The sequence below is a fragment of the Amycolatopsis eburnea genome, from assembly GCF_003937945.1.
Taxonomy (GTDB): Bacteria; Actinomycetota; Actinomycetes; order Mycobacteriales; family Pseudonocardiaceae; genus Amycolatopsis; species Amycolatopsis eburnea.
On the sequence record NZ_RSEC01000021.1, the window covers coordinates 470,220 to 492,291 of the forward strand.

General features: G+C 69.6%; 21 protein-coding genes. 8 read left to right on the forward strand and 13 right to left on the reverse strand.

Translation table 11 applies throughout. The annotated features are described in order from the left end of the window. Positions 1 to 414: 414 nt before the first annotated feature. Both EIY87_RS06150 and EIY87_RS47565 read right to left on the reverse strand, forming a co-directional pair. The gene (locus tag EIY87_RS06150) at positions 415 to 852 is read right to left on the reverse strand and encodes a hypothetical protein (protein WP_125306636.1); all 438 of its coding nucleotides are present in this window, start codon (positions 850 to 852) and stop codon (positions 415 to 417) included. 117 nt (positions 853 to 969) lie between these two features. Continuing rightward, positions 970 to 1,254, reverse strand: a complete 285-nt coding sequence (locus EIY87_RS47565) for an SWIM zinc finger family protein (RefSeq protein WP_158641286.1) — start codon at positions 1,252 to 1,254, stop codon at positions 970 to 972. A gap of 613 nt (positions 1,255 to 1,867) precedes the next feature. Here EIY87_RS47565 and EIY87_RS47570 point away from each other — a divergent pair. From EIY87_RS47570 to EIY87_RS49250, 3 genes are all read left to right on the forward strand, one after another. Further along, positions 1,868 to 2,032, forward strand: coding sequence for a hypothetical protein (locus tag EIY87_RS47570; protein ID WP_158641287.1), 165 nt, complete (start codon positions 1,868 to 1,870; stop codon positions 2,030 to 2,032). Continuing rightward, the gene (locus EIY87_RS06160; protein ID WP_125306638.1) at positions 2,025 to 5,387 is read left to right on the forward strand and encodes a hypothetical protein; all 3,363 of its coding nucleotides are present in this window, start codon (positions 2,025 to 2,027) and stop codon (positions 5,385 to 5,387) included. The genes EIY87_RS47570 and EIY87_RS06160 overlap by 8 nt, the downstream gene beginning before the upstream one ends. A 64-nt stretch (positions 5,388 to 5,451) precedes the next feature. After that, entirely contained in the window at positions 5,452 to 5,814 is a 363-nt protein-coding gene (locus EIY87_RS49250; protein ID WP_125306639.1) for an excisionase family DNA-binding protein, read from the forward strand. A gap of 645 nt (positions 5,815 to 6,459) precedes the next feature. Here the strand turns inward: EIY87_RS49250 and EIY87_RS06170 are convergent. The 7 genes from EIY87_RS06170 to EIY87_RS06200 all read right to left on the reverse strand — a co-directional run bounded on the left by EIY87_RS06170 (position 6,460) and on the right by EIY87_RS06200 (position 10,419). After that, positions 6,460 to 6,801, reverse strand: coding sequence for a hypothetical protein (locus EIY87_RS06170; protein WP_125306640.1), 342 nt, complete (start codon positions 6,799 to 6,801; stop codon positions 6,460 to 6,462). A 48-nt stretch (positions 6,802 to 6,849) separates the two neighbouring features. After that, positions 6,850 to 7,230 (reverse strand): hypothetical protein, encoded by a 381-nt coding sequence (locus EIY87_RS06175; protein WP_125306641.1) that lies wholly within the window; start codon positions 7,228 to 7,230, stop codon positions 6,850 to 6,852. Between the two features lie 75 nt (positions 7,231 to 7,305). Then, positions 7,306 to 8,289 (reverse strand): helix-turn-helix transcriptional regulator, encoded by a 984-nt coding sequence (locus EIY87_RS06180; RefSeq protein WP_125306642.1) that lies wholly within the window; start codon positions 8,287 to 8,289, stop codon positions 7,306 to 7,308. Between the two features lie 134 nt (positions 8,290 to 8,423). Beyond that, complete coding sequence (locus EIY87_RS06185) at positions 8,424 to 8,849, reverse strand: hypothetical protein (RefSeq protein WP_125306643.1); 426 nt, start codon at positions 8,847 to 8,849, stop codon at positions 8,424 to 8,426. Positions 8,850 to 9,104: 255 nt separating this feature from the next. Then, positions 9,105 to 9,737 carry a hypothetical protein gene (locus EIY87_RS06190; protein ID WP_125306644.1) on the reverse strand — a complete coding sequence of 211 codons (633 nt, stop codon included), beginning with the start codon at positions 9,735 to 9,737 and terminating at the stop codon, positions 9,105 to 9,107. Positions 9,738 to 9,833: 96 nt separating this feature from the next. Beyond that, the gene (locus EIY87_RS06195) at positions 9,834 to 10,061 is read right to left on the reverse strand and encodes a hypothetical protein (protein WP_125306645.1); all 228 of its coding nucleotides are present in this window, start codon (positions 10,059 to 10,061) and stop codon (positions 9,834 to 9,836) included. Continuing rightward, entirely contained in the window at positions 10,048 to 10,419 is a 372-nt protein-coding gene (locus tag EIY87_RS06200; protein WP_125306646.1) for a hypothetical protein, read from the reverse strand. Before EIY87_RS06200 ends, EIY87_RS06195 begins: the two co-directional genes overlap by 14 nt. 237 nt (positions 10,420 to 10,656) lie before the next feature. Between EIY87_RS06200 and EIY87_RS06205 the strand changes: the two genes are divergently transcribed. Both EIY87_RS06205 and EIY87_RS06210 read left to right on the forward strand, forming a co-directional pair. Next, complete coding sequence (locus tag EIY87_RS06205; protein WP_125306647.1) at positions 10,657 to 11,436, forward strand: DUF1295 domain-containing protein; 780 nt, start codon at positions 10,657 to 10,659, stop codon at positions 11,434 to 11,436. Continuing rightward, complete coding sequence (locus EIY87_RS06210; protein ID WP_191983970.1) at positions 11,433 to 12,245, forward strand: carbon-nitrogen hydrolase family protein; 813 nt, start codon at positions 11,433 to 11,435, stop codon at positions 12,243 to 12,245. The genes EIY87_RS06205 and EIY87_RS06210 overlap by 4 nt, the downstream gene beginning before the upstream one ends. A gap of 18 nt (positions 12,246 to 12,263) precedes the next feature. On the opposite strand, the gene EIY87_RS06215 is transcribed toward EIY87_RS06210, so the two are convergent. From EIY87_RS06215 to EIY87_RS06225, 3 genes are all read right to left on the reverse strand, one after another. Next, positions 12,264 to 13,010, reverse strand: a complete 747-nt coding sequence (locus tag EIY87_RS06215) for an SDR family NAD(P)-dependent oxidoreductase (protein ID WP_125306648.1) — start codon at positions 13,008 to 13,010, stop codon at positions 12,264 to 12,266. A gap of 105 nt (positions 13,011 to 13,115) precedes the next feature. Beyond that, a complete protein-coding gene (locus EIY87_RS06220; protein ID WP_225439742.1) occupies positions 13,116 to 14,003 on the reverse strand; it encodes a LysR family transcriptional regulator in 888 nt (295 codons plus the stop codon). Continuing rightward, entirely contained in the window at positions 14,003 to 15,256 is a 1,254-nt protein-coding gene (locus EIY87_RS06225) for a cytochrome P450 (protein WP_125306650.1), read from the reverse strand. The genes EIY87_RS06220 and EIY87_RS06225 overlap by 1 nt, the downstream gene beginning before the upstream one ends. Positions 15,257 to 15,303: 47 nt before the next feature. On the opposite strand from EIY87_RS06225, the gene EIY87_RS06230 reads away from it, so the two are divergent. Together EIY87_RS06230 and EIY87_RS06235 are read left to right on the forward strand one after the other, a co-directional pair. Beyond that, positions 15,304 to 16,032 carry an alpha/beta fold hydrolase gene (locus EIY87_RS06230; protein WP_125306651.1) on the forward strand — a complete coding sequence of 243 codons (729 nt, stop codon included), beginning with the start codon at positions 15,304 to 15,306 and terminating at the stop codon, positions 16,030 to 16,032. Between the two features lie 240 nt (positions 16,033 to 16,272). Then, the gene (locus EIY87_RS06235; RefSeq protein ID WP_125306652.1) at positions 16,273 to 19,512 is read left to right on the forward strand and encodes a tetratricopeptide repeat protein; all 3,240 of its coding nucleotides are present in this window, start codon (positions 16,273 to 16,275) and stop codon (positions 19,510 to 19,512) included. Between the two features lie 85 nt (positions 19,513 to 19,597). Here the strand turns inward: EIY87_RS06235 and EIY87_RS06240 are convergent, their stop codons facing one another. Then, positions 19,598 to 20,368 carry an L-histidine N(alpha)-methyltransferase gene (locus tag EIY87_RS06240; protein ID WP_125306653.1) on the reverse strand — a complete coding sequence of 257 codons (771 nt, stop codon included), beginning with the start codon at positions 20,366 to 20,368 and terminating at the stop codon, positions 19,598 to 19,600. A gap of 28 nt (positions 20,369 to 20,396) precedes the next feature. On the opposite strand from EIY87_RS06240, the gene pdxR reads away from it, so the two are divergent. Beyond that, the gene (pdxR, locus tag EIY87_RS06245) at positions 20,397 to 21,842 is read left to right on the forward strand and encodes a MocR-like pyridoxine biosynthesis transcription factor PdxR (protein WP_125306654.1); all 1,446 of its coding nucleotides are present in this window, start codon (positions 20,397 to 20,399) and stop codon (positions 21,840 to 21,842) included. Positions 21,843 to 22,072: the final 230 nt, after the last annotated feature.

Below are 22,072 nucleotides of genomic sequence, written 5' to 3' on the forward strand. Positions count from 1 at the left end.
TTCGGGAATGCCATAGCTTCCCCAGGCTGTGCCATACCGAATGCCATACCCAATGGCACGCCGCCGCGGCGACTCCGTGAGTCCTCCGTGAGTCCTCCCGGAAACCCCTGACGAAGGGTTGCCGATGGCATCCGGAGGGTCGCGTCGCGCCGGCTGTGACTAGTAAAAACTTATAGGGTCAACGTATCAGGGAACCTGACATTGGTCGTGCAAGAAAGTGCAGGCTGCACGACGACGACACGTTGACGCATGGGAAGTTGACAGCTGCACGGCACCTCGCTGGCACGGTAGCAGGGTTTCTCCGAATATCCGCTGGTCAGAGCCCCTTGTCCGCGGTGAGTCCCTGGGGGAGTCCTTGAGGCCGTGCGTGACAGGGATTTACAGCGAGGCCGGTAAAAGCCGATGGGAGGGAACCTACATGGCGTCCTTGGTGGCTTGGATGGCCCGCAGGTTCGCGGTAGCCAGCTCGGCACGCGCCCGCGCCAACTCGACCGTCAACTCCGCTTCACGTGCCCGAGCGGACTCCACACGAGGATCGTCCCGGTCGTACTTGCGGAGCGCCGCGATGACAACGTCGCCAGCGTCGAACACCTGCTGGCTCAGTTCACGGCACCGCACCGACAGGGCTTCCGCTTCCGCATTGGCTTCATCGCGGGTATCCAGGAGCCGGTTCAGGGTGGTGCTGGCGGCGGCTGACTCACGCATCAGCCGCTCCGTGTACCGGTCCATCAGATTCCGGTGGGTGTCGGCCTCTGCCTGAGTCATCGCCAGCACGTCTGCTGACTCCAGGTAGGCGTCCCACTCTTCGGGGGCGCAGGTGTCGGGATTGGGCCGCAGCCCGCCATCTTCCACGGCTCGACGGTACCCCTCGGAGGGGCAGGCAAGCGGTCCTGAGTCGCCCACTGGGTCGATGACGGGCCCCGATGATGCGGATGACGCAACCTGATGACGCTGCCTGATGACGCATCCTCAGGCAGCGACAAGCTGAGCGGCTGCGACGTGGTAACAGCGCCGGCCGTGCTCTCCGGCCTTGCAGGTGCACGACGCGTGGGCCGTGCTGACCTCGTAGCGGTGCACGCCGTCCGAAGCCACGACGGTGAAGGTGGTGCGGTCGACGTGAACCCGGATCGTGGCGTGCGCCCCCGACTGGAACGCCTTGAGGCCGGTGCTCTGGTCACGCTGGTAGGCGCGTACGGCCTTGCGGATGGTCTGCTCGTGACACCGAGCGAACGAGGCGGACTCGGCGACCGTCATGTACGGCGACAACCGCGGAGTGTGCCCCGGCTCATCCCGTCTTCGTTGCTCCTCCGACCCATCTTCCATGAGTCGATCTAGGTCTGTGCCCAAAGCCAGCGCTAGGCAGGTCACTCCACGGGAGAGTGAATGATGGATGCAGAGCTGGGTGGATTCCCTGCATGAAAGAACCCCCGGTGCGACTCCTGCACGGGGGTTCTGTGCCATTCCACGGATCAGGCGGTCTAGGCACCGATAGCTTACACGTCTGTCCGTCCTCATGAGACCCCGAAGCCCCCGAGTATGGGCAGACTCGGGGGCTTCGTCGGGCTGAAACGGTTGCATCGACCACCCTGCATTATACCAGTTCAGGCGGGCAAAAATGGTATAATTGGTGGTGCATTGACCAATAACTGAATGCCACGCTAGTCGTTCCGGCTGCCGGTGTCGGGAGCCCCTGGATAGGGGTAGTTCCGGCAGATACACCGCAGTGAGTGCAGCGAGCACGCCGGGAAGCGACGAATGGTGAGACGCCCTTAGTGGGTGGCCCCGAGAGGGAAGCCAGGCCGATACCGACAGACCACCAAGTCTGTTCGTGTGTCGCTTGGCGTTCCCGACCGAGGGAGCCACCTCGATGGGCATCACCGACGCGCCATTGCGGCGCATCACGGGCAACTCGCCCCCTTCTCCTTCCGAGCTAGCTGCGATGCTGCGGCTCGCCTTCATGCGAAGCCGGCTCGCCGATACCTCTCGTTCTGTGCGTGTGTACAGCACGGAGAGCGAGGGCTACCGTGCCTGAGGGGTTTCGCATCGCCTCGGCTTTCGTAGAGGTAAACCTCCACGACAACACCGAGGCAGATGAACGACGCATCCGCGCTCGCCTGGAAAAGGGTGGGCCGATCAGTATCCGGACCATCCTCGACGACCCCGATGGACTCGAGAAGGTCAAGGAACGAGTACGTCGGTCCTCGCCGGCGAAGCTCCCGCTGACTGCGGACAACCCCATTGACGACGCTTGGCGCGCAAAGGTCGAGTCGTCCCTAAAGGCCACCGCCAAGCAAGCGCTCAAGATTCCTGCCACCCCGGACGGCGAGAAGTTCCGTCGCGACCTGGCTGCGGTCATCGGCGAAGTCGAGAAAGGTCTCCAGGCGGAGATCCCCGCTGACCTGACGGACGCCGCCAAGTTCCGCAGCGAGGTCGAGACGCTGGCGAAGATCGCCAGCGAAGAGACCCGAGTTCGGATCAAGGCAGAGATCGACCAGGGCACGATCGAATCCGAGGCGGAGAAGGCCGCCGCCCGGGTCAATTCCAAGTTCCGGGCGCTCACCTTCGCGGCCCTGAGTGCTGGCCTGCCGGCCGCTGCCGCAATCGGCACCGCTGGCGCTGTCGCAGCCCTATCGGCGATCCCTGCGGTGTTCGTGGGTATCGGCGCGGCGGCACTGAAGGGCAACGTCCAGGTCGCGGACTCCTTCGCTGGCCTCAAGTCCTCCGTGGTCTCGGACACGCAAGCAATGGCGGCCGTGCTCAGCGGCCCCCTGTCTGGTGCCGCCGACGACCTTCAAGCCTCGTTCAAGCGTCTCCGCCCGGCGATCCAGACCGCGTTCGCCGAGTCAGGGCCAGTTGTCGACGAGCTGACCGGCTCGGTCACCGACCTGGCGGAGAACGCCATGCCGGGAATGGTCACGGCCATCGGGAACAGCGAAGGCGCACTCCAGGGTTTCCGCAGCCTCACCGGCCAGACCGGCGCTGGTCTCTCGGACTTCCTTCGCAACCTCTCTCAAGGCAGCGATGCCGCTGGCCAGTCGATGACTATCTTCGGTGGCACAGTCCGCTCTGTCGAGGCCGCGCTAGGCATGGTCCTGGCGAACCTCGCTTCCGGAGCAGCTGGTCCGCTGCGTTCGTTCGACGCGATGGTGAACCAGGTAGCCGCCGGGCTGGGCTCGCTCACAGGCCAGGGTTCTGGCGCGCTGGGGTTCCTCCAGGGCTTCACCAACGTCGGCACAGGGACTCTGACCGTCCTGCGTGGTCTGGCTGCTGCTGTCTCGGCCCTGCCGCCTGGCGTGACGCAGATGGCCGGTTCTATAGCCGCAGCCAACATGATCACCAGCAAGTTTGGGTTGGACGCCGGCAAGGCATTCGAGGGCTTGGGCACACGAGTTCGGGACGCCGGCAAGGATCTCGACGGTGCGGCGAAGTGGGGCACCAAGTTCGGCACAGCGCTGGGTGGTCTCGTGGGTGGCGCGCTGAACCCTGCCACGATCGCGGTGGCGCTCCTCGGCACGGGGCTGGACATCCTGGGACAAAAGCAGGCGAAAGCCGCTCAGGCTGCCGCTGAGCACCGAGAAAACGTCCGCCTGCTCACCGACGCCATCCGCGCCGACAACGGCGCCATCGACGAACAGACTGCGAAGGCGAACGTTGCTGCGCTCAACAGCAAGAACGCCGCGGCGAACGTGTCGATCTTCGGGGCCAACCTGGCCACCGCAACCGCCGCTGCCAATGGGCACAGTGAAGCGCTCGACACCATCCGCACCAAGTCGGACGCGTGGATCCAGTCGCTGCTTCACCAGGGCGTCGAGTCCCAGCGCGACATCGACGGGCTGAAGAACCTGAACCACCAGGTGCTCGAGAATGGCGGCTCTTACGACAGTGTCGCCGGCGACGTTGCGCACTTCAACGAAAGCTTGGCGGCTACCCACCCGCAGCTTCAAAAGCAGCTTCAGGCGTTGTACAACGGCACGGGGGCTGTCGGTGAGCAGGCCCGGGCGACCCGGGACGCGTACGCGGCGTACCTGCTCGAGGAGCAGGGTCTCTACAACGTCAGCGAAGCGCAGATCAAGGCCCGCGACTCGACGACACAACACACGGCCGCGATCCACGAGCAGGTTAACGCGTCGCTGGGGTACCGCGGTGCGGTGCTGAACACGAAGGCCGCGCTCGACAAGTACAACGAGACGCAGAAAAACGGCAAGGCCAGCGCCGACGACAAGGCACGGGCCGAGTTGGCGCTTGAGCAGGCGATGGCGCAGCAGGAGCAAGCCGCGTACAACGCCGCCTACGCCACTTCAACGGCGGCGAGTGCGGACGGCAAGAAGGCTGACGCTTCCCGGGCACTAAACCAGGAGACTGTGAACCTAGCGAACAGTTTCAATGGTCCGCTGCCTGCCAGCTTGCAGCAGACGATCGGGAAGATGTCTGCGACTGAGGCTCAGGCTGCCGGGTTGAAACTCGGGGTGAACAACCTTGGTATTGCGGTGTACACCCTGCCCAACGGCAAGACGATCGTCATCGAGTCGAATGCGGATCAGCAGGCCGCTGCCATGCAGAACCTCCGCGACAAGATCAACCAGATCCCGACGAACAAGAAGTCGACCGTCGAGATCGTCACGATCTACAAGACCGTCGGTACTGCCGCCGTACGAACGGGTAACAACTCGCCCGACGTGTACCTGTACGGCCCGCACAGCGCCGAAGGCGGCCTCCCCAGCCAGGGGCAGATGAAGCGTTTCGCCAAGGGCGGACCGACCATCGTGGACGCCAGCGCCGGTGGGTTGCTCCAGGGACCTGGCACGGGCACCTCGGACGACATCTTGACGCTGTTCAGCAACGGCATGCTGGGCAAGACGTCCGACGAAGAGTTCGTGGTCAACGCGGAACAGACAGCGAAGTGGTACCCCCTCCTCATGGCGATCAACTCAGGCCTGAAGGGGTTCGCCAACGGCGGCCTGGTCCAGGCTGAAGACGGGTCTTGGGTAGATCCGTCGTTCTACGGTCCTGCTCCGAAGGGGCCGCACGCGATCTACACTGAGCAGGGTTTCGCGAAGCTCCGCGCCCGGGCAGACGCCTACGGGTTCGGATCACTGTCAGCCAAAGACCAGAATCAGCTACGCACCTACGGTGGCTACGCAGTTACGGCGACACAGGGTGTTGTGGCGGCAACTGCTCCGGCTGCCATTCAGGCGCTTGCCCACCGCTACGCGGGGGCGACCAGCGGTCAGCCCGCCGGCGGAACCGCGACGGCGACCTCAAGCGTGGACACTCGTGGGAGCGATCGCACGGTCGTCAACATCACGCAGAACATCTACACGATGGACCCGTCGGAGGCGGCGCGGAAGTCTGCGAACGAGATCACGTGGGCACTCCGCAATCGGTAAGCCTCACCTGATTGAGGAGTGATCCAGTAGGCCCTGACCGGCAAGGAATGGTAATGGGTGGCGTATGAATGATCATGCGCCACCCACTACTAGTGATAGGCCGACCGCTGCTCAACTAAGGGCTCGAGCGCAGGCTATCGGCGACGCGATCACCGAACTGCTCATCGCGTTTGCAGCCAGCGCCCACGCGGACCAGCCGGGTGCTTCGAACGCGAAAGGTACACCTGTCAGCTTGTCCAATCCGGAACGTCGCCGCGCATGGACTACCTACGAGGTCGCAGAGAAGATTGGTCAACCGTACAGAACCGTAATGCGACTCATCGCGACCGGCCAACTGCGCGCCGTAAAACCAGGCAAGTCGTACTCGGTCCCGGACGAGGCTCTGAAGGAGTATCTCGCGGGCCGCGATATCGAAACCACGGGGTGATCAAGTCGCCGCACCGCTGTCCCGGCGGGCCTAGATGGGAAGCGTCAACGGCTATGGCCGCTACACCGGCGTTAAGACGGTTCCTGCGGCGGCTTCGACGCTTATCCCGCAGACTTTCGTCGCAACCGGTAGATCTCATTCGCCAGAGGAGTGATTCAACAGGCTTCAGCTGGCGGAATACGCTAGGGGGTGATTCATGGATGATCACGAGCCACCAGGTACGCCCTGGATGACCCCCATTGAGGCGGCCACCTACGCCCGAGAGCACAAGGACACGATCCTGCGCGCCTGCCGCGAGTTCGACGAGTCCCGAGGTAAGCGGGGACTACGGAGTACTCAGCGTGTGCGGAACGGTCGCCGGAAGATCCATATCGACGACTTGCGGAGCTACATCAAGGGCGAGACGCCAGCGCACGACCGGATACATGACCACTAGTTAGAAGGTCGACTTCAGGATGCACTGAAACTGCCAGGCGGCTCCACGTCCGGATGACGTGGAGCCGCCTGCCCTCCGGTTCTTGTCGCCGAAGGAACACCACCAAGCCACGAGCCCCGGGGTAGGACATGTTGGCGTGGCTGCGGTGGAGCTGGAACCCGGCTGGTGGCCCGCCCAAGGGGGGTGAGGCAGGCGCACCAGCCGGGGGCCTATTGACCCCGAGCTGCCCGCGCCGGCAGCTCGGGGGGCAAGTTGCGTTCGGTCCATCGGTCAAGTTCAACTCGGCTCACCGACGCCTGGACCTGCTCCGCGGTCGGTACTATCTCCGCGTTGATCACGACTGTCAGGTCTTTCGGGAAGATCGTGATGACCTCTTCGACAACATCGAGGCCAGCACAAGCAGCGCGAACAGCCTCCAGCCACGAGACGAGGTCGCAGCCGTCGTTCTGGAATTCATGCCGAAAGACGACCCAGGCTCCGAGTGCCAGCTTCTGGGCAACTTCGGTAGGGTCATGGACGCGGTAGGGCTCAGCCACGCTATCGGCGGGCACGGCGCACCTCCAGCCCTGCGCTCGTTCCTCCACAGTTGAGTTCGGCCATCACCAGCGCTCCCGCGGCGGCCGCGGCGTCTGGAACTTTGGCCAGTAATGAGCGAGCACCACGCGGGCCGCACGATAATCAGCCTTGGTCAGCGACTCGCCGATCCGACGTGGCCGTGCCAGCTGGCATTCCGCCTGCCACAGACGGGCTTCGCTGTGCTTGAAGCTGGCGGCCTCCAGGGCAGCGACTTCGGCTAGCTCACGTTCGCTGTCGCTGGCGGGGGCGCTCATCGCCTGGGTAAGACAGATGACACCGTCCGCCTCCGCGTCTGGTGACAGCGCGGAGAGGGTGCGTTCATCGTCGGGCTGGTCCTGAAGCGGAACCAGGTCGCTCTCGTCGCCCACCTCAGCGGAGGGCGTCTCACCTTCACGCGCCGTCACACATCGATCATCGGGCGGACCGTCGTCGCAGGTGAAGGGGCTCGGCGATGCGTGTACTGATGCGCATCACTCGAATCAGCTTGCGTCGGCCAATTCCCGCCGCCGAACAGCCCACTCTGACGACGCCCACTCTGCGGGCATCTCAGCCAGGCAGTCGCGTGCGGCCTGACGGGCGCCGGACTCGTCACCGAGAGCGCGAAGCACGAACGCTCGCTGCCCAAGGAAAAACGCCGGCGTGTACCAGTAGCCAGACGGTGGCAGCTCCTCGACCGGTGGCAGCCGCTCGACCATGCCATCTGCTTCGGTGAGCAATCGCACCGCATCGGCGCGCTCCTCGTTACGGGCGAGGACCTCAGCACGCTGGTATGTCTCGTATGTGCGTAGCCCGACGTGGACGCGAGTGTCACGCCGAGCAGCCTCAGACAGCGCGTCTGCGGCACTCAAGTCGTGGCGGCGAATCGCGCTGTACGCAGAGAACGAGAGGGCCGTCGACAGCCGTAGGGGATCGTCAGCTTCCATCGCGAGTACGGCGGCCCGGTCGAGGTGTTGGCGAGCCTGGTCCCACCGCTGCCCTGGGATAGCGAGCCAGCCGCGGTACTGCTCCAGCTCGGAAAGCAGCCCCACTGCTGCTGGACGCGTCGCAGAACGTGCGTTCGCGGCGAACTGTCGGGCTAGCTCACGCTGTGCGTCGACCATCGGGATGACGTGCGCCGAGCTGGTTTCGTCTTCCAGACGACGCACTGCGGTGAGCACTCCAGCGAGTGACTCCAAGGCTGCTGCGTCGACCCGCTGCGGCCGGTCGACTGCATCCGCGAGGCGCTCTTCCTCCGCGGGGCTAAGTGTCTCGGTGCCGAGCGACGGCCACAGATCGAGCAGCTCACCGCGGGCGTTGAGGAGTTCGTCAAGTCGGGCGGCGGTGCGCTTATCGGGGCGTTGAAGCTTCGCCTCGTAGCGGGAAAGTGTGGACTGCGAGATGGGCACGCTTCGCGCAAGCTTGCGCTGTGACAGCCCGGCTGCCTCCCGTAGGCGGAGCAGAGCAGCGCCGAAAGTTTCGGCCATCGTGCTACCTCGGTTCGCGGAGTCAACCTCTCCGCGTGCCCCCGGGAGCTACCCGGGGGCCGTTCCTCCGCGAAGAGGTACCGCGCCAGCCTACCTGTGTTGCGAGGCCGGTCACATGGCGGTCAGCGACCTCGCTACTGCTGGTTGGCCTGCCAGTCGTAACCCCGCTCGTTGGCCCGGGGAGCGTTCTCGATGCGCTCCCAGTCGGCTGCGTTCCGCCGGCGCTGCTCCATCTGCACAAGCTCCGCCTCGTTCGCCGCCTGCCGGATCTGCGTCGCCAGCGTCGTCAGCGATACGTGAAGAGCGTGCTCAGCGGGCATGCCCTCTTCAAGGACACGTCCAAGGGTCGTCATGCCGCCCTCAACGACCCTCAGGGAAGCGGCAAGGTCCACGAGAACAGCGTCCATGCCGCGGAGGATCGTGGTGTCTGCGGCGGGACGTGAGAGGGCTGCCGAGTACTGCTCCGCAGCCTGCGTGAGGGAGCCGCTACGGAAGCGGCCAGATCCGCCAGCGCCCACGCTCGGGTTGGTGACGCGGCGACGGGTGTCGTTGGCACTCATGGTTACTCCTAGTGTTCGATTTGGGCGGCCTGGACATGATGTCCAGAGTTGACCGCGGGGAACGGTTGTGTCTGCGTTGTCGCTGGTCGCTGAGGTGTCGAGTGCTCCCCGCCGCCATGGGCGGTCATCATGTCCACGCCGCCTCCCTGGCACTGTTTCGCCAGCTCAGGTCGCACGGACATGATGATCAGACATGATGACCGGATCCTGTCCGCCCGGACATCATGTCCAAGATCAGCCGGACATGATGTCCGGTCACTTAGAGCTACCTTTTGCCAGTAGCGCGAACCCCGACACGACCATGAGCCCATCGATCACCAGCGGGCCGACACCGGCACCGAGTCCGCTGTAACCCCAGGTCGTCAGCACGTCCCGGATGTGGCCGTAGGAGATGATCGCGGAGCCCGCCGCGACCACCCCGACACCACCGAACCTGGCGAATCGCCAGAGCCCGCCAGCTGGCCACGGCACCCGCGAAAGCACCTCGACCGCGATGAGCAACGCGACCGGCCAGACTGCCGCTCCGAGCTGAGCGACCAGGCTTGGTGACCAGCTGGCGCCAGCGCCGCCAGGCGGGATCCGGGCGGCCAAGACGTTGGCGGCGATGGAGACGACGGAGCCGAACACGAACCCTGCCCATGCCACGAACATGCCGCCTGCTGGCGGTGCGCTGGTGACGCTCTGACCTGCGCTGGTGCCCTTTTCTGGCGGCGCTGGCGGCGCTGGCGGCTCGCTGGCGACCTCTGTCGCCAGCTCCTCCTCCATCGCCTCCAGGGCCTTCCTGATCTGGTGGTCGGTGGCTCCGGTGAGGGTTGCGAGCGTCGGCCGGCCAGGTCGCTTCTCGCCCCGCTCCTCCGCCTCTCGGTAGTGCTGGCGGATCGCTGTCACCAGTTCTTCACCAGCTGGCGCTAGTGTCTGCGTCACGGTCGGACTCGCTTCCGATCGAGGTCCCCGGCGGTGGTGCTACACCGGTCGGGGACCGCCTTACTTCTGGTCCGGGTTGTAGATGGCGAGGGGTTCGCCGAAGTCGCCGTAGGTGGCGGCGAACAGCTCATGAAGAGCTTGGGCATAGGCCGCCGCGTAGGCCCGGTCAGCTTCCCTGCCGGTCGTCTCGTAGAGAGCTTGGTGGCCGTCACGGTCGCGCTTCAGCTTCTCCGCGAACCCCTCAAGGTCGTAGTCGTCAGCGACCGGGCCGTCGTCAGTTGGCGACATACGTGCACTGATCCTTTCCGCGGATGTAGACCACCTGGTCTGTCGCGTCGGTGATCGTGCACTCGGTCACCGGCCGGTCGGCAAACCCGGAGAGGGTGACGGACACGGTGCTGCCCTTGTCAACGGTGATCTTGCGGGAGACCGGGGTGGAAAGACCGGGGATCTGCTCGGTGCGAACCCCGCCGGATGCGGTCGGGTCGGTGTACGCGATCTGGTCTGCTCCGAGACCTCCCACCGTGAGAGTGACCTTCTCTGCGGCTGGCTCGCTCCCCGTCGGCGAAGCGGGGATGTCAGTGGACGTGGAGGAACAAGCCGCAAGTGTGAGAGCGGCTGCGGCGGTGATGATGGTCAGCTTCATGACCGGCGGTCGCAGTTGATCAGTTCCCTGTTACGAGGGATCTCGTTCCGTCCAGGTTCCGTGGCACAGCCGTCAACAGCAGTCAATTGCAGGTGACTGCCAGCGGTCCTACCAGGGTCAAAGGAGCCTGTGCTCTGCGGACCCGAAGGTCGGTGGTCCGTGCAGGAAGAAGACGTCGATCTTCCGTTCCCGCAGCGGCAGGTTCATGCCGCCGATCTTAAGTCCTATTGTGAGGGGATGGACGCGCTGCGGGTGTGCCTGTACGTCTTCGCCGGGGTGACGCTCGGCACCTGGGTGCTGTCGGTGCTGACCAGGGAGTACTCCTGGGTGGACCGGATCTGGTCGATCGTCCCGGTCGCGTACCTGGCGATCTTCGCCGGCGCCGCCGGGTTCGCCGACGCCCGGCTGAACGTGATGTTCGCGCTGGTCACCCTGTGGGGGATCCGGCTGACGTTCAACTTCGCCCGGAAGGGTGGCTACGCACCCGGTGGCGAGGACTACCGGTGGGCGGTGCTGCGCGGACGGATGGCGCCGTGGCAGTTCCAGGTGTTCAACTTCTTCTTCATCTCGCTGTACCAGAACGCGATCCTGCTGCTGATCACGCTGCCCGCGTACACCGCGTTGGAGAACCCCGGCTCGTTCGGCGTGGCGGACGTCGTCGTCGCGGTGGTCTTCCTGGCGTTCCTGGCCGGGGAGACGGTCGCGGACCAGCAGCAGTGGGCGTTCCACCGCGAGAAGCACGCCGGCCGCGCGCCGACGCGGTTCCTCCAGGACGGGCTGTTCCGCTACTCGCGGCACCCGAACTTCTTCTTCGAACAGGCCCAGTGGTGGGTGATCGCGGTGTTCGGGATCGTCGCCGGCGGTCCGCAGTGGACGGTCGCCGGAGCGGTGCTGCTCACGCTGTTGTTCGTCGGGTCGACGAAGTTCACCGAGAGCATCACGAAGTCGCGCTACCCGGAGTACGCGGACTACCAGCGGCGGACGTCCGCGGTGGTGCCCTGGCCGGCCCGCGGATGACGGTCGTCGGGGCGCTGCAGCTCGGGACGGGTGTTCCCGTCGAGCGGATCCTGGCGTTCGAGGACGACATCCGCGGCGCCGACCTGGTGGTCCTGCCGGAGGCCGTCCTCGGCGGCTACCCGGGCCGGACGCCGTTCGTGGAGTACTTCGCCGCGTCGGTGCCGGTTCCCGGACCGGAGGTTTCGGCGCTGGCCGGGCTCGCGGCCCGGACCGGCGCGTCCCTGGTGGCGGGCGTGATCGAGCGCGACGGTTCGACGCTCTACAGCACGGCGGTGTTCCTCGACCCGGCGCTGGGTCTGGTCGCCAAGCACCGCAAGCTGGTCCCGACGGCCCGCGAGCGCCTCGCCTGGGGCCGCGGCGACGGCTCGACCCTCCCGGCGGTCCCGACCGCGGCCGGCCTGGCGGGCGCGGCGATCTGCTGGGAGAACCACATGCCGCTGTTCCGGGCGGCGATGTACGCGAAGGGCGTGGAGATCTGGTGCGCCCCGACGGCGGACGACCGCGACGTCTGGCAGGCGTCGATGCGCCACATCGCGGACGAGGGCCGGTGCTTCGTGGTTTCGGCATGCCTGTACGAGACCGCGGGTGAGGATCCGTTCCGGGGCGGGAGCGTGATCGTGGGCCCGCTGGGTGACGTGCTGGCGGGGCCGCTGCGGGACGCCGAAGGCCTGATCACGGCGGAGATCGACTTGGCGGACATCGTGGCGGCGCGGCAGAGCCTGGACGTTTCGGGGCACTACGCGCGGCCGGACGTGTTCTCGCTGACGGTGGACGAGCGCCCGCGGGACGGCGTCACCTTCCTGCGGTGACACCGTCCCGGGCGAGGCTCACACCGCCAGGCGGCCGCCGTCCACCGGGACGATCGCGCCCTGGACGAAGCTCGAGTCGTCCGTCACCAGGAAGGCGATCGCCGCCGCGATTTCCGACGGGGACGCCACCCGGCCCGCCGGGCCAGCGGCCGCCAGTTCGTCCAGGCCGTCGCCGAACGCCGCCGTGCCTTCGGTGCGGGTCGGGCCCGGGCTGACCGCGTTGACCCGGACGCCGGACGGGCCGAACTCCGCTGCCCACGCCTTGGTCAGCAGCTCCACCGCCGCCTTCGACGAGCCGTACAGCGCCATGCCCGTCATGCCGCGCGTCGCGACCATCGTGGACACGTTGACGATCGCGCCGCGCCCGCGGGCGGCCATCTCCGGGGCCAGTTCCGCGACGAGGTAGAACGGCGCCTTCACGTTGATCGCGTATACGCGGTCGTACTCCGCCTCCGCCGTCGAAGCCGTGGGTCCGGTCGGGAAGATGCCCGCGTTGTTCACGAGCACGTCGATGTGGCCGCCTGCTTCCCGCGCTCGGTCGGCGAGGGCGCGGACCGACGCGGCGTCGGTCAGGTCGGCCGCCACGAAGTCGGCCTTGCCGCCCGCCTCGCGGATGGCCGACACGACCTCGGCTCCGCGCGCCGCGTCCCGGCCGGACAGGACCACGTGGGCGCCGAGCCCGGCCAGCGTGGTCGCCGTCGCGCGGCCGATGCCGCTCGTCCCGCCGGTCACCAGCGCCGTCGACCCGGACAGATCTGCACTCATCGTTCAACTCCTCCGAAGACCCGGGTGTCTCCCCGGTCGGAGGGTTCAAGCGCGAGGCCCGCCAAGGACTTCCGGCGAAGCGTTCGGCATCGCTTATGCCCGCGATCAGTCCGCTCGATAGTCCTCCAAAGCGGCGACGAACTCCGCGACGTCACGCCGGTGCGACGCCGCGGGCCAGACCGCCCACGTCCGCCGGACGATCGGGGTGCCCGCCAGCGGCACCCACCGCACCGTGTCCGGCAGCGGGTACGGCCACTCGGGCGGCGCGAACGCGTACGCCCCGCCCGCGTTGACCGCCGGGATCTTCAGCTCGACGATCAGCCGCTGCTCTTCCGGGACCTCCGGGCCGACGTCGAGGCCGTGGCTGCGCAGGATCGCCGCCAGCTCGTCGTACCAGGCCGGGCTGCCCGCGCGGGCGAACGCGAACCACTCCAGCCCGGCCAGGTCCTCCAGCCGGACCGGCGAACCCAGCTTCTCCGCGAGGTCCGCGGCCAGCAGGACGCCGACGTCCTCCGCCACCACGAGCACCGCGTCCAGGTCGGGCCCCGGCGGGCGCTCGCGCACCAGCCCGACGTCCAGCTCGCCCGCGCGCAGCGCCGCCACCTGCGCCACCGACGACAGGTGCCGGGCCTGCACCCGCGTCTCCGGGTACGCCGCCGCCAGCCGCGCCAGCGCCGAGGGCAGCAGTTCCGGCGGCAGTTCCAGGGGAACGCCGACGCGCAGCACGCCTGTCGTGGTGTGGCGTGCCAGCGCGGCGAGGGCCTGGTCGTGCCGCGCCAGCACCGCCCGGGCCTCGCCCAGCAACGTCGCACCGGCGTCCGTGGTCCGCACGCCGGTGCTCGTGCGCACCAGCAGCTGGAGGCCCAGCCGCCGTTCCAGCGCCGTTATCGTCTGGGACAGCGCGGGCTGGCTGAGGTGCAGCTGCCGCGCCGCCTTCGACATCGTCCCGGCCTCGACCACCGCGACGAACGCCCGCATCTCCCGGATCTCCATCAGCCGGACCACCGGATCGGCAGCGATTTCAGCCCGTTCTGGAAGTTCGACCGCAGCCGCACCGGGTCCCCCGCCAGGGAGACGGGACCGAGGAGGTCCAAGACCGCACTGAACATCGCCCGCATCTGCACCCGCGCCAGGTGCGCACCCAGGCAGAAGTGCGGGCCGTGGCCGAAGGTGAGGTGGTCGTTCGGCGTGCGCCCGACGTCGAAGGTGTCCGGGGAAGGGAACACCGCGGGATCCCGGTTGGCCGAAGAGAACCACACCACCACCTTGTCCCCGGCGCGGATGTCCACATCGGACAGCCGGACGTCGGAAACCGCCGTGCGCCGGAAGTGCATCACCGGAGTCCACCACCGGAGCATCTCCTCGACCGCCGACGGCAGCAGTGACCGGTCCGCCAGCAGCCGCCGGTATTCCGCGGGGTGCGAGAGCAGCGCGAGCATCCCGCCCGGCAGGCCGTTGCGCAGGGTTTCGTTGCCCGCCACCGAAAACAGCCAGAACAGGTTCTCGAATTCGGCGAGCGAGACGCGCCCGCCGTCGTCACCGACGTGCCGCATCAGGTTGCTCATCACGTCGTCACCCGGGTGCGAGCGCTTGTACTCGCCCAGCGCGTTCGCGTACGCGTAGAGATCCGGCATCCCCGCGCGCGTCCGCGGATCCGGCATCGAGCCGTCCGGCCCCGGCGACGGGCGCACGGCGAGCGCGGCCCGCGCCAGGTCGCTCACCTCCGAGACCGAAACCGTCGAGCTGACCGCGTACTCGGCGTCCTGGTAGCCGATCACGCGGTTGCTCCAGTCGTACATCAGCCGCCGGTCCTGCTCCGGCACGCCGAACACCCCGGCCAGGGTGATCAGCGGCAGATCGGCGGCCACCGCGGCGAAGTCGCACTCGCCGTCGCCGGCCACCGCCGAAACGAGGTCCCGCGCCCACCTTTCGATCTGCGAAGTCAGCTTCGCGACAGCACGCGGGGTGAACGCCTTCGTCAGCAGCCCGCGCAGCCTGCCGTGCTCCGGCGGATCCATGTTCAGCATCATCCGGCGCACGTACGCGAGGTCGGCCGCGTCGCGGATCTGCGTCCCGCCCAGCTGCGACGAGAACACCGCCGGGTCGCGCAGCACCCGCCGCACTTCGGCGTGCCCGAGGACGGCCCAGAAGTCGTCGACGCGCACCACCGGGCCGGCGCGCCGCAGCCGCGCCAGCTCGTCGTACGGGACCCCTCGCACGTAGGTGTCCGGATCGGTGATCGTCACGCCGCCGACCCTAGCCGCGCCCACCGACAATTTGGGAGGCTGCGCGGATGGACACCCTGAACATGCGCACCGGCGGCGAGGGCGAACCGGCCGTCCTCCTCCTGCACGGCCTGGGCGCGACCGGCGCCGTCTGGGCCCACTTCACCCCGCCGTTGCCCCGCCGGGTCCTGGTGCCCGACCTGCCCGGCCACGGCCCGTCCTCGCCGCTGCCGCACTACAGCTTCGAGACGCTGACCGCCGCCGTCGCCCGCGCGCTGCCGGGGAAGGGCCCGTACGTCGTCGCCGGCCATTCGCTCGGCGGGGTGCTGGCGCTGGAACTGGCGTCCGGGAAGTACGACGTCGAGGTCGCGGGCGTGCTGGCGCTCGGGGTGAAGGTCGAGTGGAGCCAGGACGACCTCGGGCGCGCGGCGAGCTTCGCGGCCAAGCCGCCGCGGGTGTTCGAGACGCGGGAAGACGCCGAACAGGCGTACCTGAAGGTGTCCGGGCTGCTCGGGATCGCGCCCGCGGACCCGGCCGGGCTTCGCGAGACCGAGGGAGGGTGGCGGCTCGCGATGGACCCGGCCGCGTTCGGCGTCGGCGCGCCGGACATGCCGGCGCTGCTCGCCGCGGCGCGGTGCCCGGTCGTGCTCGCGGCGGGCGAGGACGACCCCATGAGCCGCCCGGAGCAGCTGCGCGCACTGGACCCGGACGCGGTCACCCTCGCCGGCCTCGGGCACAACGCCCACGTCGAGGACCCAGCCGCCGTGCGCGCCCTCCTGGAGCGCTTCGGCGTCTGATGGCCCGGGTGCAGCCGTCGTACCCCACGCGACGGCTGCTCCGCGAACCCCTCGTCACCACCGGACGGGAGAAAGCCTAGGAACTCGTGGTGGACGAGCGCCTGTACTGCCGCGTCACGCGGCGGTCACGGTCGGTACCTGCGGAAACGGTTATCTTCGCCGTTCGGTGGTACAGGTGGGGAGGCACGATCGTGATGCTTGAGGGGTACGTTCCGCTCGGGCACGCGGGAGAGGACGCCTGTGGAGGATGGCCCGTCGTTCGCCGGATGGCTGCGTGAGCGCCGCGTGCTGGCCGGGCTCACGCAGGCGCAGCTGGCCGAGCGTGCCGGGCTGAGCCTCCGCGCGGTGCGCAACGCCGAGCTCGGCAGCGTCCGCAAGCCGCGCCCGGAAACCGAACGGCGGCTGCGGGAAGCGCTGGCCGAGGCCCCGCCCGAGCCGGTGCGGATCGGCGTGCTGGGCCCGCTGACGGTGTCGCGAGGCGCCGAGCCGGTCGAGATCGGCGCCGAAAAGCAGCGCCTGATCCTGGCGTTGCTGGCCCTGCAGCCCAACCGGACCGTCCGGCGCGAAGACCTCGTCGACGTCGTCTGGGACGAGCCGCCGCCGTCGTGTCTGGACCTGCTCCACACCTACGTCGCGCGGCTGCGGCGGGCGCTGCGGCCGGCGGACCTCATCGCCACCGACAAGGGCGGGTACCGCCTCTCCGCCGAAGAAAGCCAGCTCGACCTGCTGGAGTTCGAAGCCCTCCTCGCGCGGGACGCCCCCGGCGAGGCGCTCGCGCTCTGGCGCGGCCCGGCGCTCGCCGACGTCGAACGCCTGCGCCAGCACCCCGCCCGGCTCGCGCTCGCGATGCGGCGCGCCAAGGCCGTGATGGCCTACGCCGGCGTCGCGGCGCCCGAGGACGCGGCGGTGCAGCTGCGGGTGCTGACCGCCGAGGAGCCGCTGAACGAGTCCGCGCACGCCCGGCTGATGCTGGTGCTCGCCGCGTCCGGGCGCCAGGCCGCGGCGCTGGACGTCTTCGAGGACGTGCGCCGCCGGCTCGCCGACGAGCTGGGCATCGGGCCCGGCCCCGAACTGCGCGCCGCCCACCACCAGGTGCTGCGGCAGGACTTCGCCGGCCCGGAACCCCCGGCCCGCGTCCCGGCGCAGCTGCCCGCCGACGTGCCCGGGTTCCGCGGCCGCGCCGCCCAGCTGGCCGAGCTCGACGAGCTGCTGCACCGCGACGGCACCGGCGCGCGCATCGCCGTCCTCTCCGGGACCGGCGGGGTCGGCAAGACGGCGCTCGCCGTGCACTGGGCGCAGCGCGCGCCCGCCGAGTTCCCCGACGGGCAGCTCTACCTGGACCTGCACGGCTACGGCACGGTCCGGCCGGTCGAGCCGGGCGACGCGCTGTCCGGCTTCCTGCGCGCGCTCGGCGTCCCCGGCGCGGACATCCCCGCCGAGCCGGACGAGCGCGCGGCGAAGTTCCGCACGGCGCTCGCCGGCCGCCGGATGCTGCTGGTGCTCGACAACGCCGGTTCGGTCGGCCAGGTCCGCCCGCTGCTGCCCGGTTCGCCGTCGTGCCTGGTGCTGGTGACCAGCCGGGACGCGCTGCCCGGGCTGGTCGCCCGGCACGGCGCCCGCCGCGTGCTCGTCGACCTGCTCACCGACGCCGAAGCCCGCGACCTGCTGCGGGCGCTGCTCGGCCCGCGCGTCGACGACGAATCCGAGGCCACCGAGGCGCTGATCGGGTACGCCGCCCGGCTGCCGCTGGCCCTGAGGCTGGTCGCCGAGCTGGCGCTGAGCCGCGAAGGCGAGCGGCTGGCCGCGCTCGCGGCGGAGCTGGCCGACGAACGGCGGCGGCTCGACCTGCTCGACGGCGGCGGCGACCCGCTCACCGCCGTCCGCGCGGTGTTCTCCTGGTCCTACCGGCACCTGCCCGCTGACGCCGCGCGCGTGTTCCGGCTCTGCGGCCTGCACCCGGGCCGCGACCTGACACCGGTCGCGATCGCCGCGCTCGCCGACGTCCCGCTGCCCGAAGCCGAGCGGCTGACCGGCGTGCTGGTGCGCGCCCACCTCGCGCAGCAGACCGGCGCCGACCGCGTCCAGCTGCACGACCTGCTGCGGGTGTACGCCGCCGAGCTCGCGGCGGCCGAGCCGGACGAGAGCCACGCGGCCCAGGAGCGGCTGTTCGACTGCTACGTCCGCTCCGCCGCGCAGGCCATGGACGTCGTCCTGCCGCAGGAACGGCACCTGCGACCGGTCGTGCCGGACCCGGACGTCAAGGTGATCGAGGCGCAGGCGTGGCTGGAGGCCGAGCGGCGCAACCTCCTCGCCGTCGCCGCGCACGCGACCCGGCACGGCTGGGCCGACCACCTGCGGCTGCTGTCCGGGATCCTGTGGCACTACCTCGACGTCGGCGGCTACCACGAAGAAGCGCTGGTGCTGCACACGCACGCGTCGGCGCTGGCCCACGACGCCGGCGACCGCGCCGCGGAGGCCGAACCGCTGACCCTGATCGCGCTCGGTCACTGGCGCGTCGGCCGGTCGCGGGAAGCCCGGCGGTACCTGGAAGAGGCGCTCGTCCTCGTCCGCGAAACCGGGGACCGGCGCACCGAGATCCACGTGCTCAACACCCTCGGCCTGGTCTGCCGCGCGCTCGGCCGGTTCGCCGAAGCGATCGGCTACTCGACGGAAGCACTGGCCGTGGCGCGGAAGACGGGCGACCGCACCAGCGAGGGCCTGGTCCTGGTCGTGCTCGGCTGCTCCTGCCGCGGCATCGGCCGGTACGCGGAAGCGGCCGGCTACCACCGGGAAGCCTTGGCGCTGGCCCGCGAAACCGCCGACCGCACCAGCGAGGGCTACGCGCTGGTGAACCTCGGCGACGCGTTGTCGGCGCAGGGGAACCACGACGAAGCCGCGGTGGCGCTGGCGGAAGGGCTGGAGCACTTCCGGGCCATGGGCGTGCGCGTCAGCGAGGGGTACGCGCTCGGCATCCTCGGCGACGTCGAGCACGCGCGCGGCCGGTACGCCGAAGCCGCGGACCACCTCGAACGAGCGATGGAAATCGCGCGCGAGACGGGCAGCCCGACCAACCGCGGCGTCGCCTTGAAGCACCTCGGCGACGTCCGGCTGGCGCAGGGACGGCCCGCCGAAGCGGCCCGGCACCTCGAAGAAGCACTCGGCCTGGCACGGGAATGCGGCGACCGGGGCGTCGAATCCCGCGTGCTCAACAGCCTGGGCGCGGTCGCGGCCGCGCGCGGGGCCTCGGCGGAGGCGCTCGCCTACTACCGCGAAGCCCTGGCCGTGGCGAAGGAAACCGGCTGCGGTCCCGAACAGGGCCGCGCGCACTGCGGCCTCGGCGAAGTCCACTGTGGACTCGGCGACGCGGTGGCCGCGCGCGAGCACTGGGAACGCGCGCTGGCCTGCTACGCGGGGGAGTGCGTGCCCGGCGCGATCCGCGTCCGCAACCACCTGGCGGCCTTGGACCGCGTGGCAGGCTGACGCGGTTCGAGCGCGGCGAGGTCGCTTTCCAGCCGCTGGCGGTCGCGGTCGACGAAGTTGGTGCTGCCCGCGAGCCGCCGGGTGATCACGACGTCCTCCCGGTGGCCTTGAAGAACGTGTAGTGGAAGGTCTCGGTCCGGTGCAGGTCCGCGACGCCGCGGGCCCAGCTTCCGGCGGTGGCCAGACCGCGCGCGACGGCCGTTTCGCCGACGCCTTCGACCATCGCGGTGAAGGTGTCGCGGGTGAACCCGGTGACGAGGGCGGGCCGGGACGCGTCGGCGTAGACGGTCCTGGGCTCGACCACGACGTCGGCGAAGCCGGCGCCGGCGAGCAGCGGGTACAGGCGCCGCCCGATGAGCGCGTCCCCGCCGGCGTCGGCCTGCAGGCGCACGAGGCAGTCGATCGCGGCCTGCGCGGGTTCGCTGCGCGGGTGGAAGAAGGCCGAGCCGTGGTCGCCCTCGATGACGGTGATCGTGCCGCCGGGCCGCAGCAGGGTCTTCAGGTGGGCCAGTGCCTTTTCCGGTTCGGGCAGGTGTTCCAGCACGAAGCAGACGAAGAGGTGGTCGTACTCGCCGTCGAGGTCGAACAGGTCGGCGTGGCGGAAGTCGACGCCGGTGACCCGGGCCGCGGCCTCCTTCAGCGACGCTTCGGAGACGTCGACCGCGGTCAGGCGCGCGCCGGGACTGCGGGCCGCGAGGTGGACGGTCTGGGCGCCGACGCCGCAGCCGACCTCCAGCACGCGGCTGCCGGCGGGGAACGCCGTCCCCGCGTGCAGGAGTCCGGCGAGGGTGTCGGCCTGGTCGCCGAGGCGACGGGCTTCGGGAGCGGCGTAACCGTGCACGTAAGTGGTGTCCATGAACCCAGCGTGCTGCGACAATGGTCCGGTGGACAGAGCCAAAGCGGGCCCTTCGGAGGGGTCCATAGGGTCGGACTTCCTCCAGCTGGACGTCCGTGAGGCGCCACCCGGCGGGCTCGCGGACTGGCTCGCCGGCCGGCTGCGCGCCGCGGTCGCCGACGGCAGGCTCCCGGTCGGCGGCCGGCTGCCCGCGTCCCGGGTGCTGGCCGCCGAGCTGCGCGTCTCGCGGGGCGTGGTCACCGAGGCCTACCAGCGGCTCATCGACGACGGGCACGCCGCGGGCCGCGGCCGCGCGGGCACGGTCGTGGTCGCCGCGCCGGTGCTGCCCCCGGACCCCGCGCCCGCGCGGGTGCCGTCGAAGGTGATCACGCCGCTGCCCGGCGTCGAGGTGTTCGACGCGATCCGCGCGATCCCGGCCCGCCTCGACCTGACGCCGGGCGTCCCGGACCTGACGGCGTTCCCGCGCGCGGCGTGGCTGCGCGCCGAGCGGGCGGTGCTGGACGAGCTGGAGCCGTCCCACTTCGGCTACGGCGACCCGCGCGGCGCGCCGTCGATGCGGCTGGCGGTGTCGCGCTGGCTGGCGCGCAACCGCGGGATCCGCGTCGACCCGGGCGAGATCATCGTGGTGGCGGGGGTCGCGCAGGCGCTGACGCTGCTGGGGGAGGTGCTGCGGCAGCACGGGATCGCCGAGATCGCGGTGGAGGACCCGGGCTCGCTGGGCGCGCGTCAGCACCTGCACCACTGCGGCCTGGCGACCCCGCCCATCCCGGTGGACGACGACGGCGTCCGCGTCGCCGCCCTGCAGTCCCCGGCGGTGCTGCTGACGCCGGCCCACCAGTTCCCGATGGGCGTGGTCCTGGGCGGCGAGCGCCGCCGCGAGCTGATGCGCTGGGTGTCCGACGGCGGCATCGTGGTGGAGGACGACTACGACGCCGAGCACCGCTACGACCGCGCGCCGGTGCCGGCGGTGCGGGCGATGGTGCCGGAGGTCTGCTACACGGGGAGCGTGTCGAAGCTGCTGGCGCCCGCGCTGCGGGTGGGCTGGCTGCTGGCGCCGCCGCGGTTCCGGGACGACCTGGTGGCGGCGAAGCGGTTCGCGGACCTGGGCAACGCTGTGCTGGCCCAGCTGGTGCTGGCGCGGCTGATGGAGACGGGCGAGCTGGAGCGGCAGCTGCGGGTGGTGCGGGGTCGGCACAGGCGTCGCCGGGACGCGATGATCCGGGCGCTGTCGGCGTCCCTGCCTGGGGCGCGGGTGCACGGGGCGGCGGCCGGTCTGCACCTGACGGTCACCTTCGACGGCGAGGTCGACGACGTCGCGGTGGCGGCGGCCGCGCTGGGCGAGGGGGTGAAGGTGCAACCGCTGTCGTGGCACCGGCAGCGGCCGGGGCGGCCGGGGCTCGTGCTGGGGTATGCGGCGCGGACGGCGTCGGAGATCGAGGAGGGGATCGCGGTGCTGGGGCGACTGGTGCGTTAGCCCGCTCGGGGCGGGTTGGTATGGCGCGGTCCGGCCGAGGTCCGAGCGCGGATCGCGCGGTCTTGAATGAGTCATTCAAGACCTCCGGTGACAGGGTCCCGGCAAAGTCGTGCCGGCGAGCGCGTCGCGGGGATGTCGTGAAAGGGATGCTCCTATGGATGTCGAGGGGTGAGTTCGAGGCCGTTTGCGGTGATGATCCGGTAGAGCTCCCGGGCGATGTAGCGTTTGAG